The organism is Halanaerobium saccharolyticum, from assembly GCF_004362045.1.
GTDB classification, from domain to species: Bacteria; Bacillota; Halanaerobiia; order Halanaerobiales; family Halanaerobiaceae; genus Halanaerobium; species Halanaerobium saccharolyticum_C.
The window spans coordinates 39,841-56,019 of the sequence record NZ_SNWX01000019.1; the positions used below are offsets into that span (position 1 = coordinate 39,841).

A 16,179-nucleotide genomic window follows, 5' to 3' on the forward strand; every position below is an offset into this window, starting at 1 on the left:
TGCTGCTGTTAGTGTTGTTTTTCCATGGTCAACATGTCCTATTGTTCCTATGTTAACATGTGGTTTGTTTCTTTCGAATTTTGCTTTTGCCATTTTCTTTTCTTCCCCCTTAAAAATTTAACTTGTTTTTATGTAGCCATCAGGATATAAGATTCACAAAAAAGGCCTGGCGGCTGCAGGCCGAATACTGTCATTAATGACAGTTATATTTATTTGAATCAGAAGCAAATTAGAAATTTATATATTATGTTTTTCTAAAAATACTTCTAATTTTCTTTTTACTCTCTGTAAAGCATTATCTACTGACTTTACATGTTTATTTAAGCTTTCAGCAATTTTTTGATAAGATTTACCATCTAAGTATTCCTGCAGAACATCAAATTCTAAATCACTTAACATTGAAGAAATTTCAGACTCAATTAAATCATAAGTTTCATTGCTGATAAATAAAGCTTCTGGATTAGATAATTTTCCACCTTTTAAAATATCTAGAAGAGTTCGATCTGATTCTTCATCATAAATTGGCTTATTTAAAGAAATATAGGTATTTAAAGGCTGGTGTTTCTGGCGAGTAGCGGCTTTAATCGCAGTGATTATCTGTCGGGTAATACACAACTCTGCAAAAGCCCTAAAAGAGGCCAGTCTCTCAATTTTATAATCACGTACTGCTTTATAAAGGCCAATCATGCCTTCCTGAACAATATCTTCCCGATCAGCTCCTACCAGAAAATAAGAGCGTGATTTAGCAAGCACAAAGTTCTTATAACGTTTAATTAGAGTTTCCTGAGCTTCCATATCCCCTTGATGTACCAATTCTACCAGTTCATCATCGGACATCTGCTTATACTCTTCAAAACTTATATCATCAAAATCAAGTTCCTGAGCATTCATCTTCAACCAGAATCCCCTCCCTTATCCATTACATTACTATTATACTTGCTAAAAAAACTTTCGTCAAGAAATATCTTCTCCGCGCTGACGGAAAATTTCGTAGATAATAATAGCTGCTGCTACAGAGGCATTAAGGGACCCTAATTCTCCACTCATTGGAATTTTAACAAGGAAATCACAGTTTTCTCTAACCAGTCTTCTGAGTCCACTTCCTTCACTCCCAATTACCAGTCCAATGGAACCGCTTAAGTCCGCCTCAAAATGATTCTGTTCAGCTGCGGCATCAGCACCGGCAATCCAGAAATTAGACTTTTTTAAATCTCGAATAGCATAATTAATATTAGAAACCTTAACTAGGGGTATATGTTCTGCTGCCCCGGCTGCAGATTTCAAGACGACCGGGGTAATACCTACAGCCCGACGGTCCTGGTAGACCAGTGCGTCAGCCCCAGCTGCATAGGCAGTTCTGATTATTGCCCCAAAATTATGAGGGTCTTTTATTTCATCTAAAATAATAACCAGAGCATCTCCTTCTTTGTTTTCCTTAATTTCAATTATATCTGATAGCCCATATTCCTGCAGGGGATCCGCCTCAGCAATTACTCCCTGATGAGCATGAGATCTGGCGCTTTCATCTAATTTTTGCGAAGAAATTCTGCTAACTGGAACATTTTTCTCTTCTGCCATTTCTAAAATATTATCTATTATTTCAGCTGAAATTTCTGACTGAATAAAAATGCGATGTATTTTTCTGTTTCCTCTTAAAGCTTCATAAACCGGATTTCTTCCTTCAATTTTTGGCATTTATTTATCATTCCTTTTTTATCAAATCGATTCGTCTCTAGATCTTTTAGTTCTGATCCAGACGTTTTATTTTTCTAGAATCTATATCTGCTTTCTTAGATCCTTTTATCTCCCATTCTGTTCCCCGGGAAGTATCTATAACTTCAATTCCTATTTCCTGTAATCGGTCTCTAATCAAATCTGCTTCTTCCCAGTTTTTATTTTCTCTGGCCTGATCTCTCAGTTCTATTAAGAGATTGATAAGAGGTTCAACTAAATCATTTTCAACAGCTGCAGCTGCTTCCAGTTCAAACTCCAAACCCAGGATTTCTGCTAGTTCCAGAAAAATTTCTTCTGTCTCTTCCAGTATAGCAAAGTTTTTCTCATTTAAAGTAAAGTCTTTTTGATTAATAAAACTATTAATTTCCCCCACCAGATCATGTAAAACTCCAATAGCTTCGGCTGTATTAAAATCATCTTCTAAAGCTGTAACGAAATCTTTCTGCTTTTCAACTATCCTTCCAAAAAAGTCTTCAGCCTCTTTATTTTCAGCTGCCGAATCAATATCCAGACTTAATACTTTTGCCAGCTGTTTTCTTGTGTTTTCAATTCTCTCCAGTGAAGTTTCAGCTTCTTCTAATTTTTGATAAGAAAAATCAATTGGACTTCTATAATGTCTGCTCAAAAGAAAATACCTGACTACCCGGGCTGAAAACTCTTTTAAAACTTCCCGACTCGTAAAAAAATTGCCCTGAGATTTTGACATTTTTTCTCCGCTCAAATTAACAGTTCCATTATGCAGCCAGTAATTAACAAACTTCTGCCCACTGTATGCTTCTGACTGAGCAATTTCGTTTTCGTGATGGGGAAAAATTAGGTCAACTCCTCCTCCGTGAATATCGAAAGTTGCTCCCAGACGTTTCATTGCCATTGCAGAACATTCTATATGCCAGCCCGGCCATCCTTCTCCCCAGGGACTATCCCAGCCATCTCCAGGTTCAACTTTTTTCCACAGGCCAAAATCTAGAGGATTTCTTTTTTCTTCATTGACTGCAATTCTGGCACCAGCCTGCATCTCATCCAGATTTCTTCCGGACAATTTCCCGTAATCATCAAAACTTTCTACACTAAAGTAGACATTACCATTTATCTCATATGCATAACCTTTATCGATTAAAGTTTTTACCATTTCAATAATTTGATCAATATTTTCGCTTACCCGTAAATATTTATCAGCTGGCTTAATATTAAATTCTCTAATATCTTCTAAAAAAGCATTGGCATATTTATCAGCCAGTTCTGCTGGAGTTAGATCTTCTTCTGCTGCTCTTTTTACTATCTTCTCATTAATATCAGTAAAATTAGAAATATAATCAACTTGATACCCTAAATATTCAAGAAAGCGCCGGACTACATCATAATTAATCGCACTTCTGATATGACCGATATGAGAATAATTTTGAACAGTTAATCCGCAGACATACATCTTCACCTTTCCTGCTTCTTCTGTTTCAAATTTTTCTTTCTCACCTGTTAAAGTATTATATACTTTTAGCATTTCTTCACTCCTTTCTCACTGCCCTCATTTTATACCATGATAAAAAATTTAGTCCGCTTTTAAAAAAGAGCCTTCTCCCTGAGAGAAGACTCTTAGCATAATTTATTTTTAATTATTTTCAGCTAATTCTAAAGCAGCATCAAGTCTGCGAGCAATTTCTTCAGCTCCAAAAATCGAGATAACACTTGTCATTTCCGGGCCAGAACCCCTGCCGGTAATTGCAAGTCTTGTTGGATGATAAATTGTTCTACCACCTACATCAAGCTCATTTTTGAGTTCTTTAAAAATTTCTCCAACAGCTTCTGCTGTTAATTCTTCTCGTTCGTACATCTTTATTTTTAAGGTTTCAAATACTAGTTTTACATCTGCACCTTTAAATTCTTCCGCTGCTTCCTCCGGATTATCAAATTCAATCCCGGTTAAAAACAACTCTGCTTCCTCAGGAATCTGAGATAAATAGTCAACTCCTGTTCTGACTTCATCAATCACTTCGGCCAGCCAGTCTCTGTTATTTTCTATATATTCTTCGTCAACCAGACCGGACTCCAGTAAAAAGGGTAGTGATAAATCTACGATTCTATCAAGTTCAGCTGCCCGAATATACTTACCATTCATCCAGTTTAATTTTTCTCTATCAAAAACAGCGCCGCTTTTGTTGACATCTTCAATGGCAAAACGATCTATAATTTCTTCCTGAGAGAGTATTTCCTCTTCATCACCTGTTGACCATCCTAAAAGGGCCATGAAATTAAAAAGTGCTTCTGGTAAATAACCCTGTTCTCTAAATTCACCAATATAAACAGAATCTTTACCCCGCTTTTTAAGTTTAGCCTTATTTTCATCTAAAATCAGTGGTAAATGTGCAAACTCAGGTAATTCAAAACCTAATGCTTCATAAATTAGAATCTGTTTTGGAGTATTAGATAGGTGGTCCTCACCTCTGACAACATGTGAAATTTTCATTAAAGCATCATCAATTACTACTGCGAAATTATAAGTCGGCATTCCATCTGATTTAAAGATGATAAAATCATCTAAAACAGAGGAGCTAAAACTAACATCGCCTCTAATTAAATCTTCAACAACTATTTCTCTTTCTTCCGCAGGCAGCTTAAAACGTAAAACTGGCTCTCTTCCTTCAGCCTCATAAGCTTTTCTTTCTTCTTCAGTTAAGCTGCGGCAGGAACCGTCATAACGAGGCATCTCATCATTGTCAATTGCTTTCTGTCTCATTTCGTCCAGTTCTTCTTTAGTACAGTAACATTTATAGGCATGGCCAGATTCTAGTAGTTTATCAGCATATTCCTGATAAAGATCAATCCTTTCAGTCTGACGGTAAGGGCCGTAATCTCCACCAATACCAACACCCTCATCTGCATCCAGACCCAGCCATTCCATCTCCTGAATAATAATATCTTCAAATTCTTTAGTTGATCTAGCCTGATCTGTATCTTCAATCCTTAAAACTAATTCTCCGTCTTTTTGCTTTGCAACCAGCCAATTAAAGAGAGCTGTTCGCATATTACCAATGTGAATCTTCCCGGTAGGACTAGGGGGGAAGCGCAATCTTATGTTATTACTCATAACCTTATAATTCCTCCTAAATATATTTGCAATTGTCTTAAATTATATTACACTTGTACCAACAGTTAACTGTTCAGGACCATCAACTAAAGCATGGCCAAATTTACCAAAAATAGCAACTGAAATATGCCCATCTCCCCGGACAACTGCTATCTTAAAACCTCCACCAAGACCTGGATTTACAAGGTCCAGCTGACTGTATGCATCTTTAACAGCATTGGAGACAGCCATTTTTTCGCGAGAATTTTCGCTGATTACTCCTCTGGCAATTGCAGCTACAGTAGTGCTTTCGCGCAATTTAATCGGTAATTTCTCTGCACTGGCCCCAGTTTGAGTAATTGCTCCTCGATATCCATAACCTTCTATTTTTTTCAACCAGTATTCCTCATAGTCACGACTTCTGGTCATTGAAAGATAAATAGCAGAACTTTCTGGAGTTATAGTTTTCTTCTCCATCTCCATTTCTTCTTCTTCATCTTTTAAATATCCATAGACTATATCTTCTGAGGTAACAATACCTACTAATTCTTTTCTATCATTAAAAACAGGCAAACCTCCAATGTGATTATCAGATAATTTTTTTGCTGCCTGCTGAACTGTGCTCTTTTCATTAATAACAATTAAATCATCAGACATAAACTCACTAACCGAAGCATCTAAATCCTTCTCAGCAATTATATCACCATCTGTTAACATTCCAATTATTTTTCCGTTCTTCTCAACTAACAATCTACCAATTTTATTAATGGAGAGCATTTTTTCTGCTTCCATAATTGTTACATCTGGAGAAATTGTTATTGGATCATTTGTCATTATATTCTTTACTAACATCATCTAGTACTCCCTTCCTATTTACCTTCTTAAAAAACTGCCACAATTGCTTCTCAACTACGCTTACAACAGCATAAGCTGCCATACCTTCTCCCCGGCCAGTAAAACCCATTTTTTCATTTGTTGTTGCCTTAAAATTAATATCTTTCTGCTCTAAATTTAAACTTTCTGCAATCGAAGCAAGGATTTGACTGCGATAGGGTTTTAATTTTGGTTTTTCTGCAATAACTACTAAATCACAATTATTAATTATAAAGTTTCTAATTTCTACTTCTTTTTTGACCTCACCTAAAAGTTTTAAACTGCTGATATTTTTATATTGAGGATCATCATCGGGAAAGTGGCTTCCGATATCACCACTCCCAACAGCTCCCAGCAGGGCGTCCATTAAAGCATGGAGTAATACATCAGCATCTGAATGGCCCTGAAGACCAAAATCAGATTCTATTTCTACCCCACCTAAAAAAAGTTTTCTATCTTTAGCAAAACGATGACTATCATAGCCAAAACCTACTTTAAACATTAGACTGCTCCTTCAAAATAATTTCTGCCGGTTTTAAGTCTTCCGGAGTGGTGATCTTAAAATTATTATAATCACCAGCAACAATATATACCTTTTCTCCCAGTTCTTCAACTAGAGAGGCATCATCAAGGGCTTTATCTTTTTTATAATTTTTATGGGCCTTTTTTATTAAATCTAGCTTAAACGCCTGGGGTGTCTGGATTGCTCTTAAAGAATTACGAGCAAGCGTTTTTTTAGAAAAAGAATTCTCTACTATTTTTATTGTATCTTTAACTTTTATTCCACAGCTGACAGCATCATACTTTTTTACTGCCCGATAAGTTTTTTCTATTAACTCTTTTTTTAACATTGGTCGAGCACCATCATGTATTATAACATAATTAACTTTATCACTAAAGTTTTTTAAACCATTATTAACTGATTCTTTTCGGCTTTTTCCTCCAGCAATCAAATTGAATTCAATCCGGTAATCTAAAAATAATGGCATTATATTATTTTTGAAATATTCGATCTCCTCAGGATGTAAGACTATATTCAGCTCAAAATCCCGCGGCCAGTCTAAAAAAGTTTTTATGGTATGATATAAAACCGGCTTTCCCATAAGATTCAAAAATTGCTTATTTATGTTTTTCTCCATTCTTTTACCTCTACCGGCAGCAGCAATTAAAACACCAATTTCTGACATTAAAACCATCCTCTAATTTGTTTTAGGGCGAGCAAAGATCATTCTCCCAGCAGCTGTCTGTAAGATACTGGTCACAAGTACTGAAATATCATCTCCTAGATATTTAATTCCTTCTTCGATAACAATCATTGTTCCATCATCAAGGTAAGCTACTCCCTGACCGTTTTCTTTACCTTCCTTAATCACTTTAACATCCATTTCTTCCCCGGGTAAAACTACAGGTTTAACTGCATTGGCCAGTTCATTAATATTTAAAACATTAACCCCCTGTAATTCTGCAACTTTATTCAAATTATAATCATTGGTTAAAACTTTAGCTTCGGTTAACTGAGCCAGCTTAACCAATTTACTATCAACTTCAGATACTTCTTCAAAATCATAATCTATTATTTCTACCTGAATTTGATCATCATTCTGCATCTGTCTTAAAATATCAAGACCACGGCGGCCCCGATTCCTTTTTAAGTCATCAGCAGAATCAGCAATATGCTGCAGTTCTTCTAAAACAAATTCGGGAATAATAAAATTACCCTCTATAAATCCCGTTTTACAAATATCATAAATTCGACCATCAATTATAACACTGGTATCCAATATTTTATCACTGCCGGTTTTGATCTGGGGACAGTCTACCTCTTCTTTTTTTCTGGCAAATAAAAAAGAGGCTATATCCTTTTCTTTGTGAATGGCAAGAGCAAAGCCCATATAAGTAAATGTAATATTAATAAAAATTTGCAGAGGCATTCCAATCCGGGGTATTCTGGGAATAGAAAAAATAAAATTTATAATAGCACCTGTTATAAGACCAATTATAAGACCAGCTACCGCTATCACAATTTTTTTCCAACTAATCTCTTTGAATTTCAACTCAAAATCCATAATAAAATCCAGTAATTTATTTAATAAATAAAATATTAAAAAATAACCCAATATTGCTCCCAATAAAACAGAATAAAACTGTCTGGTTAAAAAGAATTCCCCGATACTCTGCCAGCTAAAAGAATACTCACTGGCAAAGCCAAAAATATAAACCAGATTATAAGCAATAACACCACCAAAAACCCCAAAAATCAAGCGCATTATTTTTTTTAACATTATCTAACTTTCACCCCCTTCCAGAAAAATTCTAGTTAAGAATCACTATCTTTTTTCTCTTTCTCTTCTTTCTCTTCTTTCTCTTTTTCAGCTTTTTCCTTTTTTTCTTTTTTAGCTTTTTTAGCTTTTTTAGCTTTTTCTTCTTTTTCCTTCTTTTCTTGTTCTTCTTTCTCAGTAAGTGTAAATAGATCATCCATTTTTTCCGAAATGCTTTCTTCATCCATATCTTTTGCCAGAACAAGCTCGCTGATTAATATCTGTCTTGCATTACTTAACATTTTTTTCTCACCAGTTGACAGACCTTTTTCCCTATCTCTAATACTTAAATTTCTCACAACTTCTGCTACTTCAAATATATCACCAGTTTTTAATTTTTCCTGATTAGCACGAAAACGGCGGTTCCAATTTTGTGACATTTTGCTCTTCTCACCATTTAGTAATTCAAAAACTTCGTCTGCTTTTTGTTCCGAAATAACATCACGAATACCGATTTTATCAATTTTATCAACAGGAATCATAACCTTCATTTCACCAATTGGAAGTTTCATAATATAATACTCTTTTTTTTCATCTAAAATAGTCTTAGTCTCAATACCAACAATGGTTCCTGCACCATGATTAGGATAAACGACTTTGTCACCAATTTTATACATCTTATCCACTCCTCTTTTATGAAAGCAATAAAAATCCACCTTATAATTATATCATTTTAAAAAGCCTCAGTCAATTTGAGCACTTTTTCACTTAAGTTATCACGAAGTGTACTAAATATGTCTATCAAGTAAAACCTGATCTCTAAGTCGGCGCAGTCCATCCTTAATCGCCTGGGCTCTTACTTCTCCAATTCCATCTACATCATCAAGCTCATCAACTGAAGCTCTAATAATCGCCTGTAAATTTTCGAAATGTTCGACTAAGTTTTCAATAACAGGCATCGGCAGCCTTGGAATTTTTCGCATTATACGGTAACCGCGTGGTGAAACTGTCTCATCTAAAGCATTAACACTCCCACTGTAGCCAAGAGCCTTACTAATTGTATTTAAAGTTAAAATCTCATCAGAAGACCAATCAGTTAAATCTTCCAGAACTTTTTCTGGATCAGAGGCATCCTCTTCTAATTCTTCTGAAATATAATCTTCAATCAGCAAAATTCCCTCTTCTCTAACATTGCTGACAAGCTCCTCTAACTGCATTTTAATTAATCTTCCCTCTGAACCCAGTTCGGAAATGTATTTTTCTATTTCCCGCTGAATTTTTAACACCATCTCTGTTCTCTGGATAACAGTTACTACATCAGAAAGAGTCACTAAATCTTCAAATTCTAAAGCACTTAAGTTAGTTAAAGCCTGATCAAAAACAGAACGGTATTTTTCTAGAGTCTGAATGGCCTGATTAGCTTTAACAAGGACTACTCTAATATCCTCTAATATATGTCTTGAATCACCCTTATAAATAGTAATAATTGATCTTCTCTGAGAAATAGCAATTACCAATTCTCCTGTCTGACGGGCCACCCTCTCAGCTGTTTTGTGTCTTGTTCCAGTCTCAGATGATTTGACAGTTGGATCAGGTATCAGCTGAGCATTGGCAAACAAAATATTTTCAGCATCCTGGTCCAGTACAATAGCCCCATCCATTTTGGCCAGTTCATATAAACGAGCAGGTGAGAGAGGAGCTTCAATCTGAAAACCATCATTAACTAAATCCATTACCTCTTCTTTATCACTAACCACAATCAAACCACCCGTCTGAGCTCTTAATATATTTTCCAGACCATCTCTAAATACTGTACCAGGAGCTAAAACCTTTAGTATATCCAATAACTTCTCATCGATCTCTTCCATTGCTTCACCTCTTTTCGTATAGTTTTTGAATTGCTTACTTTAAAATCAATTTTACAAATTCAGTTATGTCCTTAACTGCATCTATTTTAATTTCTGGGTCAAAGGCAATATTTTTTGCATTTGCAGCTGGTATTATTACTTTTTTAAAGGAAAGTTTTTTTAATTCATTTATTCTTTTTTCTATCTGTCCTACTGCTCTTACTTCCCCACCAAGTCCGACCTCTCCAATTACCGCCAGCTCATTATCAAGTGATATATCCTTATAGCTGGAGACTACAGCTGCTATAATTGCTAAATCAAGTCCCGGTTCTTCTACATTAATACCGCCGGTGATATTTAAATTAACATCATGTTCTTTAAAATTAGCCCCCAGTCTTTTTTCTAAAACAGCTAAGAGTAAAGATAATCTCTTGTAATCAACACCTTTAGCCAGCCTCTGGGGTGACGGGAAAGCAGCATCTGTAACCAGTGACTGTACTTCAACCAGAAGAACTCTACTCCCTTCTAAAGCAGGGGTGATTATCGAACCTGAAACATCTGCCGATCTTTCGTTAATAAAAAAACTGGAGGGATTGGCTACTTCATTAATCCCATCTGCTTTCATTTCGAAAACACCAATCTCATTTGTGGAACCAAAACGATTTTTTTTGGCCCGCAGCATTCTATACATATGATAGTTATCACCCTCAAACTGCAGCACAGTATCAACCAGATGTTCTAAAACTCTGGGACCGGCTAATTCTCCTTCTTTAGTTACATGGCCAATTAAAACTACCGGAATCTCAGTGGTTTTAGCCAGTTTAACCAGTCTATTTGTAACCTCTTTTATCTGGGTAAGATTACCAGGAGCCGCATCTAATTCAGGAATATGTACAGTTTGAATTGAGTCTACAACAATTAGGGAATAATTTTTATTTTTAGAAATGTGATTTTCTAAAACCATATAATCTCTCTCATCTAAAATATTTAGATTTTCTTCCATACAATTTAATCTTTCTGCTCTCATTTTTATTTGAGACGCGGATTCTTCCCCCGAAAGATACAGAGTTTTCCCATATTTTTGACTAAAAAGAGAAGCCACCTGAAGTATCAGTGTTGATTTACCGATACCAGGGGCTCCACCAAGTAATATCAGAGAGCCAGAAACAATGCCGCCTCCCAGTACTCGATCAAGCTCAGTGATATTTGTTTGATAACGCTGACGCTTAACTGACGAAATTTTTGTAATCGGAAGGGGCTGTTTCTCCTCTCTGTTTAAATTATATTTATTTTTCTGATCTCTGGCTTTATCTTCAATAACCTCTTCAAAACTATCCCAGGAACCACAGTTAGAACATTTTCCCATCCAATTAACTGATTTATAACCACATTCCTGACATAGATAATACTTTTTTGCCTTTGCCATAATCAATAACTCCTAGCTTTTAATTTGATAATATTTGTCTCTAATTATATCATTTTTTACAGCATTTTACAAGAGAGGTTAATTTACAATTTTCATGCTAATTTATTTCAAAATCAAATTCATCATCTTTCACATCGACAGTAATTTTGTTCTTTTCTTCAAACTCTTTATCAAGTATTTTAATTGATAATGGATTTTCTATCTGACGCTGAATTGTTCTTCTTAAAGGACGAGCACCAAACTCTGAATCATAACCATCCTCTGCCAGTTTTGCCTTGGCGGATTCGCTCATCTCGAGCTCGATATCCTTTTCTTCCAGCCTATCTCTTAAATCATCTAACATCAGATCAACGATTTTCTTGATATGCTCTTTATTAAGAGAATGGAAGACAATGATTTCGTCCAGGCGGTTTAAAAACTCAGGTCTAAATGTTTTTCTAAGCTGTGACATAACATTATCTTTCATCTGTTCATAATTTTCTTTTTCGTCGTTTTCTGTTTTAAACCCAAGCTGTGACTGCTTTTCTATAAAATCTGCCCCCACATTAGAAGTCATGATTACAATCGTGTTTTTGAAATCAACTTTACGGCCGTGAGTATCTGTCAATACACCATCTTCTAAAATTTGAAGCAGGATATTAAATACATCAGGATGAGCCTTTTCTATTTCATCAAACAAAATTACAGAATAGGGTCGCCTGCGGACAGGCTCAGTTAATTGGCCTCCCTCATCATGTCCAACATAACCGGGAGGTGAACCAACAAGTCTGGAAACAGAATGTTTTTCCATGTACTCTGACATATCGACTCTAATCATTGCATCCTCATCATTAAACATTGTTTCGGCCAGAGTTTTTGCCAGTTCAGTTTTACCAACACCTGTAGGACCTAAAAAGATAAAGGAACCGATTGGTCTTTTAGGATCTTTTAAACCAGCCCGGGCTCTACGCACAGCCTCTGATACTGCTTTAATTGCCTCATCCTGACCGACTACTCTTTTATGCAGTTCATCCTCCAGCCGGAGCAGTCTTTCAGTTTCAGCTTCTTCAAGTTTAGTCACCGGGATACCTGTCCAGCTGGAAACAATTTCTGCGATGTCTTCAGTAGTTACAACAGCTTCAGCTTTTCCTTTTTCGTCTTCCCAGTTGTTTTTCAATTCTTCCAGTTCTTTTTTTAGACTTTTTTCCTTATCTCTCATTCTGGCAGCTTTTTCAAATTCCTGGTTTTTAACAGCCGCCTCTTTCTCTTTTTCAGCTTCCTCTAATTTCTGACTCAGTTCCTTAAACTCTGGTGGTCTGGTGCTGTTACTCAATCGTACTTTAGAAGCCGCTTCATCAATTAAATCGATCGCCTTATCCGGCAAAAATCTATCAGAAATATATCTGTGAGATAAAACCACAGCATCTTCTATTGCCTGATCTGTGATTTTAACTTTATGATGTGCTTCATAAGGATCGCGGAGTCCTTTTAAAATATCTACTGCTTCTTCAGTAGAATTTTCTTCTACCAGTACAGACTGAAACCTTCTTTCTAATGCTGCATCTTTTTCTATATATTTACGGTATTCATCAAGAGTAGTAGCTCCTATTGCCTGTAGTTCTCCTCTAGCTAAGGCCGGCTTTAAAATATTAGCAGCATCAATTGCACCTTCCGCAGCTCCAGCACCGACTAAAGTATGCATCTCATCTATAAATAAAATTATATTTCCACTTTCAATAATTTCTGTCATTACAGCTTTTAAACGCTGTTCGAATTCTCCTCTGTACTTTGAACCAGCTACTAAAGAACTTAAATCAAGAGATACAACCCTCTTATTTAAAAGCAGCTCGGGTACATTTTCGCTGACTATCATCTGTGCCAGGCCCTCGATAATAGCTGTTTTACCAACCCCAGGCTCACCGATCAGTACCGGATTGTTCTTAGTTCTTCTACTTAAAACCTGAATTACTCTATTAATTTCATTATCTCGACCAATCACCGGGTCCAGCTTATTTTCTCTTGCCATTTCAGTTAAATCACGGCTGTATTCGTCCAGATTTTTAGTTTTCCTACCTGATGACTTTGATTTTTTCTGCATAGAACTTTTACCTCCAAGCAAATCAATCACTTCATCTTTAATATTACTGATATCACTGTTTAGATCCATTAAGATTCTGACAGCTACTCCCTCTCCCTCTCTGATTAAACCCAGGAGAAGATGTTCGGTTCCAATATAATTATGCCCCATTTTTCGGGCTTCATCCATTGCCAGGTTCAGTACCTTTTTACTTCGCGGGGTCAAACCTATAGAACCTTTTACTTCATTCTGTCCCCTGCCAATCATATCTATAATTTTGCTTTCTACAACTTCTTTACTAATACCATTATCTATTAACGCACGAGCAGCAATACCCTGATCTTCTGCGATTAAACCATACAGAATATGCTCGGTTCCTACATAACTGTGCCTCAGCTTTAATGCTTCCTGTTCAGCAATACTCAAAACTTTTCTTGCTCTTTCCGTAAATTTTGCAAACATTATTTTCACTCCTCATTTAATATATTCCTTATAATTTCAGCTCTTTTTATATTCAATTTTTTCTGATCCAGTTGATTATCAAAATTATACCGAAGATGAGCATCTTTAATTTTAAATAATAATTTTCTAAATAAGTCCTGATCCAGTTTTTCTTCAATTAAATTTGTGTCCTGTCCAAATTTAATTCTTGATAAATATTTTAAAGCCTCAGCTTCTTCTAATTGATAGGCATACTTTAATATTCCAAGTGATCTTAAAACATTATCTTTTAGTTTTTGATAACTATTTCTTAATAAATATTTTCTGCTATTTCGCTCTTCAGCAATAATCTGCTGAATAACGCTTTCTAACTTATCTATTATTTCTTTTTCACTAAACCCTAATGTTATCTGATTTGAAATCTGAAAAAGTTCAGCCTCACTATTACTGCCTTCTCCAGCTATTCCTCTAACAGTTAAACCGAATTTACCAACTGCTCCCAGTATATTATCAATTCTGCCACTCAAAACAAGAGCAGGTAAATGACACATCACAGAGGCTCTGAGGGCAGTACCCACATTAGTTGGACAGCTGGTTAAATAACCCCACTTATCTGAAAAAGCATATTCTATTTTTTGATCCAGCTGATTATCAAGCTGATCAATTTCATTCCAGATATCATAAAATTCTAACCCAGCTCTTAAAATTTGTATTCTGAGATGATCTTCTTCATTTATCATAATAGAAATGTGATTTTCATTATTTAATAACAGTGCTTTTGCCTCATAATTTTTTGTATGGCCACTACTAATCAAATGTTCTTCATGTAAAACCAATCTTTCAATTTCATCTAAATCTTTCATTAAATAAAAATCAAACCCATCATTAGTTAAAAACTCTAATTTTAATTTAAGATTCTCAATCAATTCATTTTTGTCAGTCTGAGTACTTTTATTAGGGAATTTATACTTTTTTAGGTTTCTGGCCAGCCGAATTCTGGAACTCAAGATAACATCCTTTTCTTTACCTGTTTCCGTCTGCCAGTTACTTATCAATTTATGCCTCATTACTATCGTCCTCCATGTCACTTTTAATTGCATGGATTTTATCTCTAATTTCTGCTGCTTTTTCAAAGTTTTCCCTGTCCACAGCTGTCTTCATTTCTATTTTCAATTCAGATATTTCAGATTCTGCCTCCAATTTCTGCTGAAAAGAAAGAGGGTATTTACCATTATGCCGAATGTTCCCATGAATTCTTTTAAATAAATTGTCTAATTTTTGATCAAAAGTATCAAAACATTCTTCACAACCAAAAAGTCCTTTTTCAGTAAATTGGTGATAACTCATACCACAATTGGGACAGACTAACTTCTGGGCACTATTATTTGAAAAAAATGATGATTCTTTATTTGAAAATTTATGATTTAAAATTCCAGATAAAAGACTTTGAAAACTCAAATCAGTATCATCAGAGTTCAACTGACTACTTTTTCTGGCACATTCCTCACAAAGATGTATCTCTTCTTTTTGGCCATTAATTATTCTTGTTAAATGAACAGAGGCCGCATTTTCTTCACATCTTTCACAGAGCATTGTCTAGTCCTCCTTCACTTTAAAAATAACCTCTAACATATTTTTGAGTATCCTCCCCCGCAAATAATCTCTTTCTGGTAAAGAAATTCTCAGAACATTACGGTGAACTGCTTGCTCCATGAGATAAGATTCCCTCTCAGAAATCAAGTCATTATCATACAATCTTTTTATAATTCCATGAGCTTCACGCTGGCTAATAGCGCGGTCCAATTTATTAATTACTTTCTGAATTACCTCTTTCTCAGAATTTAAAGTAACTCGAATTATTTTTATAAATCCGCCACCACCACGCTGACTCTCAACAACATAACCATTTTCCACTGTAAATCTTGTATCAAGTACATAATTTATTTGGGAAGGAGCACAATCAAAATTTTCAGCTAGTTGATTTCTCTTAATTTTTACCTTACCTTGATATTTAGAAATTTGCCGCCTTAAATATTGTTCAATCTGATCAGACAAACTTGACATATTCTCCCCCTCCTAACTTTGACTTATCTTGACCTTTAATTATATAATACTATATTTATAAAAAAATGCAAGTAAATTATCACACAAAAACACCCACAATTAATAACTGTGAGTGTTTTTAAATAAAGAATTTTTAATTTTAGATTATAATTTAGGATCAATAAAATAAAACTAATAAAAGAATTATATTAATAAAAAAACCTATAAAATAAAAAAAAGACCCCAAAAGGTCTCTAAATAAAAATGGCTCCCCGAGCAAGACTCGAACTTGCGACAAGATGATTAACAGTCATCTGCTCTACCAACTGAGCTATCGGGGAGTATAAAAGGACCGGCAGTGACCTACTCTCCCACATCGTTACCAATGCAGTACCATAGGCGCTGGAGGACTTAACTTTTGTGTTCGAGATGGGAACAAG

At 35.3% G+C, this 16,179-nt stretch carries 15 protein-coding genes, 1 tRNA gene, 1 rRNA gene and 1 pseudogene; all 18 read right to left on the minus strand.

The window, feature by feature from the left end; translation table 11 throughout:
• A partial coding sequence (locus DFR79_RS16545) for a GTP-binding protein (protein ID WP_018590913.1) occupies positions 1-93 on the minus strand: 93 nt, incomplete at its 3' end.
• A 144-nt stretch (positions 94-237) separates the two neighbouring features.
• Positions 238-891: an RNA polymerase sporulation sigma factor SigH gene (gene sigH, locus DFR79_RS11110; RefSeq protein WP_347814034.1), complete on the minus strand. Its 654-nt coding sequence runs from the start codon at positions 889-891 to the stop codon at positions 238-240.
• Positions 892-954: 63 nt separating this feature from the next.
• Positions 955-1,695 carry a 23S rRNA (guanosine(2251)-2'-O)-methyltransferase RlmB gene (gene rlmB, locus DFR79_RS11115; protein ID WP_133515555.1) on the minus strand — a complete coding sequence of 247 codons (741 nt, stop codon included), beginning with the start codon at positions 1,693-1,695 and terminating at the stop codon, positions 955-957.
• A 46-nt stretch (positions 1,696-1,741) separates the two neighbouring features.
• A complete protein-coding gene (gene cysS, locus DFR79_RS11120) occupies positions 1,742-3,232 on the minus strand; it encodes a cysteine--tRNA ligase (RefSeq protein WP_133515556.1) in 1,491 nt (496 codons plus the stop codon).
• A 108-nt stretch (positions 3,233-3,340) separates the two neighbouring features.
• The gene (gltX, locus tag DFR79_RS11125) at positions 3,341-4,816 is read right to left on the minus strand and encodes a glutamate--tRNA ligase (RefSeq protein WP_133515557.1); all 1,476 of its coding nucleotides are present in this window, start codon (positions 4,814-4,816) and stop codon (positions 3,341-3,343) included.
• Between the two features lie 42 nt (positions 4,817-4,858).
• The gene (locus DFR79_RS11130) at positions 4,859-5,650 is read right to left on the minus strand and encodes a HutP family protein (protein ID WP_133515558.1); all 792 of its coding nucleotides are present in this window, start codon (positions 5,648-5,650) and stop codon (positions 4,859-4,861) included.
• Entirely contained in the window at positions 5,619-6,170 is a 552-nt protein-coding gene (gene ispF, locus DFR79_RS11135) for a 2-C-methyl-D-erythritol 2,4-cyclodiphosphate synthase (protein ID WP_133515559.1), read from the minus strand. The genes DFR79_RS11130 and ispF overlap by 32 nt, the downstream gene beginning before the upstream one ends.
• Positions 6,163-6,855 carry a 2-C-methyl-D-erythritol 4-phosphate cytidylyltransferase gene (gene ispD, locus DFR79_RS11140; RefSeq protein ID WP_133515560.1) on the minus strand — a complete coding sequence of 231 codons (693 nt, stop codon included), beginning with the start codon at positions 6,853-6,855 and terminating at the stop codon, positions 6,163-6,165. The genes ispF and ispD overlap by 8 nt, the downstream gene beginning before the upstream one ends.
• A 12-nt stretch (positions 6,856-6,867) precedes the next feature.
• Positions 6,868-7,950: a PIN/TRAM domain-containing protein gene (locus DFR79_RS11145; protein ID WP_133515561.1), complete on the minus strand. Its 1,083-nt coding sequence runs from the start codon at positions 7,948-7,950 to the stop codon at positions 6,868-6,870.
• Positions 7,951-8,114: 164 nt separating this feature from the next.
• Positions 8,115-8,603, minus strand: a pseudogene (locus DFR79_RS11150) (CarD family transcriptional regulator); the annotation flags it as partial.
• Between the two features lie 111 nt (positions 8,604-8,714).
• The gene (gene disA, locus DFR79_RS11155; RefSeq protein WP_133515562.1) at positions 8,715-9,794 is read right to left on the minus strand and encodes a DNA integrity scanning diadenylate cyclase DisA; all 1,080 of its coding nucleotides are present in this window, start codon (positions 9,792-9,794) and stop codon (positions 8,715-8,717) included.
• Positions 9,795-9,828: 34 nt separating this feature from the next.
• Positions 9,829-11,199 carry a DNA repair protein RadA gene (gene radA, locus DFR79_RS11160; protein WP_133515563.1) on the minus strand — a complete coding sequence of 457 codons (1,371 nt, stop codon included), beginning with the start codon at positions 11,197-11,199 and terminating at the stop codon, positions 9,829-9,831.
• A 97-nt stretch (positions 11,200-11,296) separates the two neighbouring features.
• Positions 11,297-13,717, minus strand: coding sequence for an ATP-dependent Clp protease ATP-binding subunit (locus DFR79_RS11165; RefSeq protein ID WP_133515564.1), 2,421 nt, complete (start codon positions 13,715-13,717; stop codon positions 11,297-11,299).
• 5 nt (positions 13,718-13,722) lie between these two features.
• A complete protein-coding gene (locus DFR79_RS11170) occupies positions 13,723-14,763 on the minus strand; it encodes a protein arginine kinase (protein WP_133515565.1) in 1,041 nt (346 codons plus the stop codon).
• Complete coding sequence (locus DFR79_RS11175; RefSeq protein ID WP_133515566.1) at positions 14,753-15,289, minus strand: UvrB/UvrC motif-containing protein; 537 nt, start codon at positions 15,287-15,289, stop codon at positions 14,753-14,755. The genes DFR79_RS11170 and DFR79_RS11175 overlap by 11 nt, the downstream gene beginning before the upstream one ends.
• Before the next feature lie 3 nt (positions 15,290-15,292).
• Positions 15,293-15,760 (minus strand): CtsR family transcriptional regulator, encoded by a 468-nt coding sequence (locus DFR79_RS11180; RefSeq protein WP_133515567.1) that lies wholly within the window; start codon positions 15,758-15,760, stop codon positions 15,293-15,295.
• Between the two features lie 244 nt (positions 15,761-16,004).
• Positions 16,005-16,080, minus strand: a tRNA-Asn gene (locus tag DFR79_RS11185).
• A gap of 9 nt (positions 16,081-16,089) precedes the next feature.
• A 5S ribosomal RNA gene (gene rrf, locus DFR79_RS11190) occupies positions 16,090-16,179 on the minus strand; the annotation flags it as partial.

Coding starts and splice junctions, on each gene's coding strand:
- sigH (WP_347814034.1), bottom strand. CDS start 891: ATGAATGCTCAGGAACTTGATTTTGATGATATAAGTTTTGAAGAGTAT.
- rlmB (WP_133515555.1), bottom strand. CDS start 1,695: ATGCCAAAAATTGAAGGAAGAAATCCGGTTTATGAAGCTTTAAGAGGA.
- cysS (WP_133515556.1), bottom strand. CDS start 3,232: ATGCTAAAAGTATATAATACTTTAACAGGTGAGAAAGAAAAATTTGAA.
- gltX (WP_133515557.1), bottom strand. CDS start 4,816: ATGAGTAATAACATAAGATTGCGCTTCCCCCCTAGTCCTACCGGGAAG.
- DFR79_RS11130 (WP_133515558.1), bottom strand. CDS start 5,650: ATGATGTTAGTAAAGAATATAATGACAAATGATCCAATAACAATTTCT.
- ispF (WP_133515559.1), bottom strand. CDS start 6,170: ATGTTTAAAGTAGGTTTTGGCTATGATAGTCATCGTTTTGCTAAAGAT.
- ispD (WP_133515560.1), bottom strand. CDS start 6,855: ATGTCAGAAATTGGTGTTTTAATTGCTGCTGCCGGTAGAGGTAAAAGA.
- DFR79_RS11145 (WP_133515561.1), bottom strand. CDS start 7,950: ATGTTAAAAAAAATAATGCGCTTGATTTTTGGGGTTTTTGGTGGTGTT.
- disA (WP_133515562.1), bottom strand. CDS start 9,794: ATGGAAGAGATCGATGAGAAGTTATTGGATATACTAAAGGTTTTAGCT.
- radA (WP_133515563.1), bottom strand. CDS start 11,199: ATGGCAAAGGCAAAAAAGTATTATCTATGTCAGGAATGTGGTTATAAA.
- DFR79_RS11165 (WP_133515564.1), bottom strand. CDS start 13,717: ATGTTTGCAAAATTTACGGAAAGAGCAAGAAAAGTTTTGAGTATTGCT.
- DFR79_RS11170 (WP_133515565.1), bottom strand. CDS start 14,763: ATGAGGCATAAATTGATAAGTAACTGGCAGACGGAAACAGGTAAAGAA.
- DFR79_RS11175 (WP_133515566.1), bottom strand. CDS start 15,289: ATGCTCTGTGAAAGATGTGAAGAAAATGCGGCCTCTGTTCATTTAACA.
- DFR79_RS11180 (WP_133515567.1), bottom strand. CDS start 15,760: ATGTCAAGTTTGTCTGATCAGATTGAACAATATTTAAGGCGGCAAATT.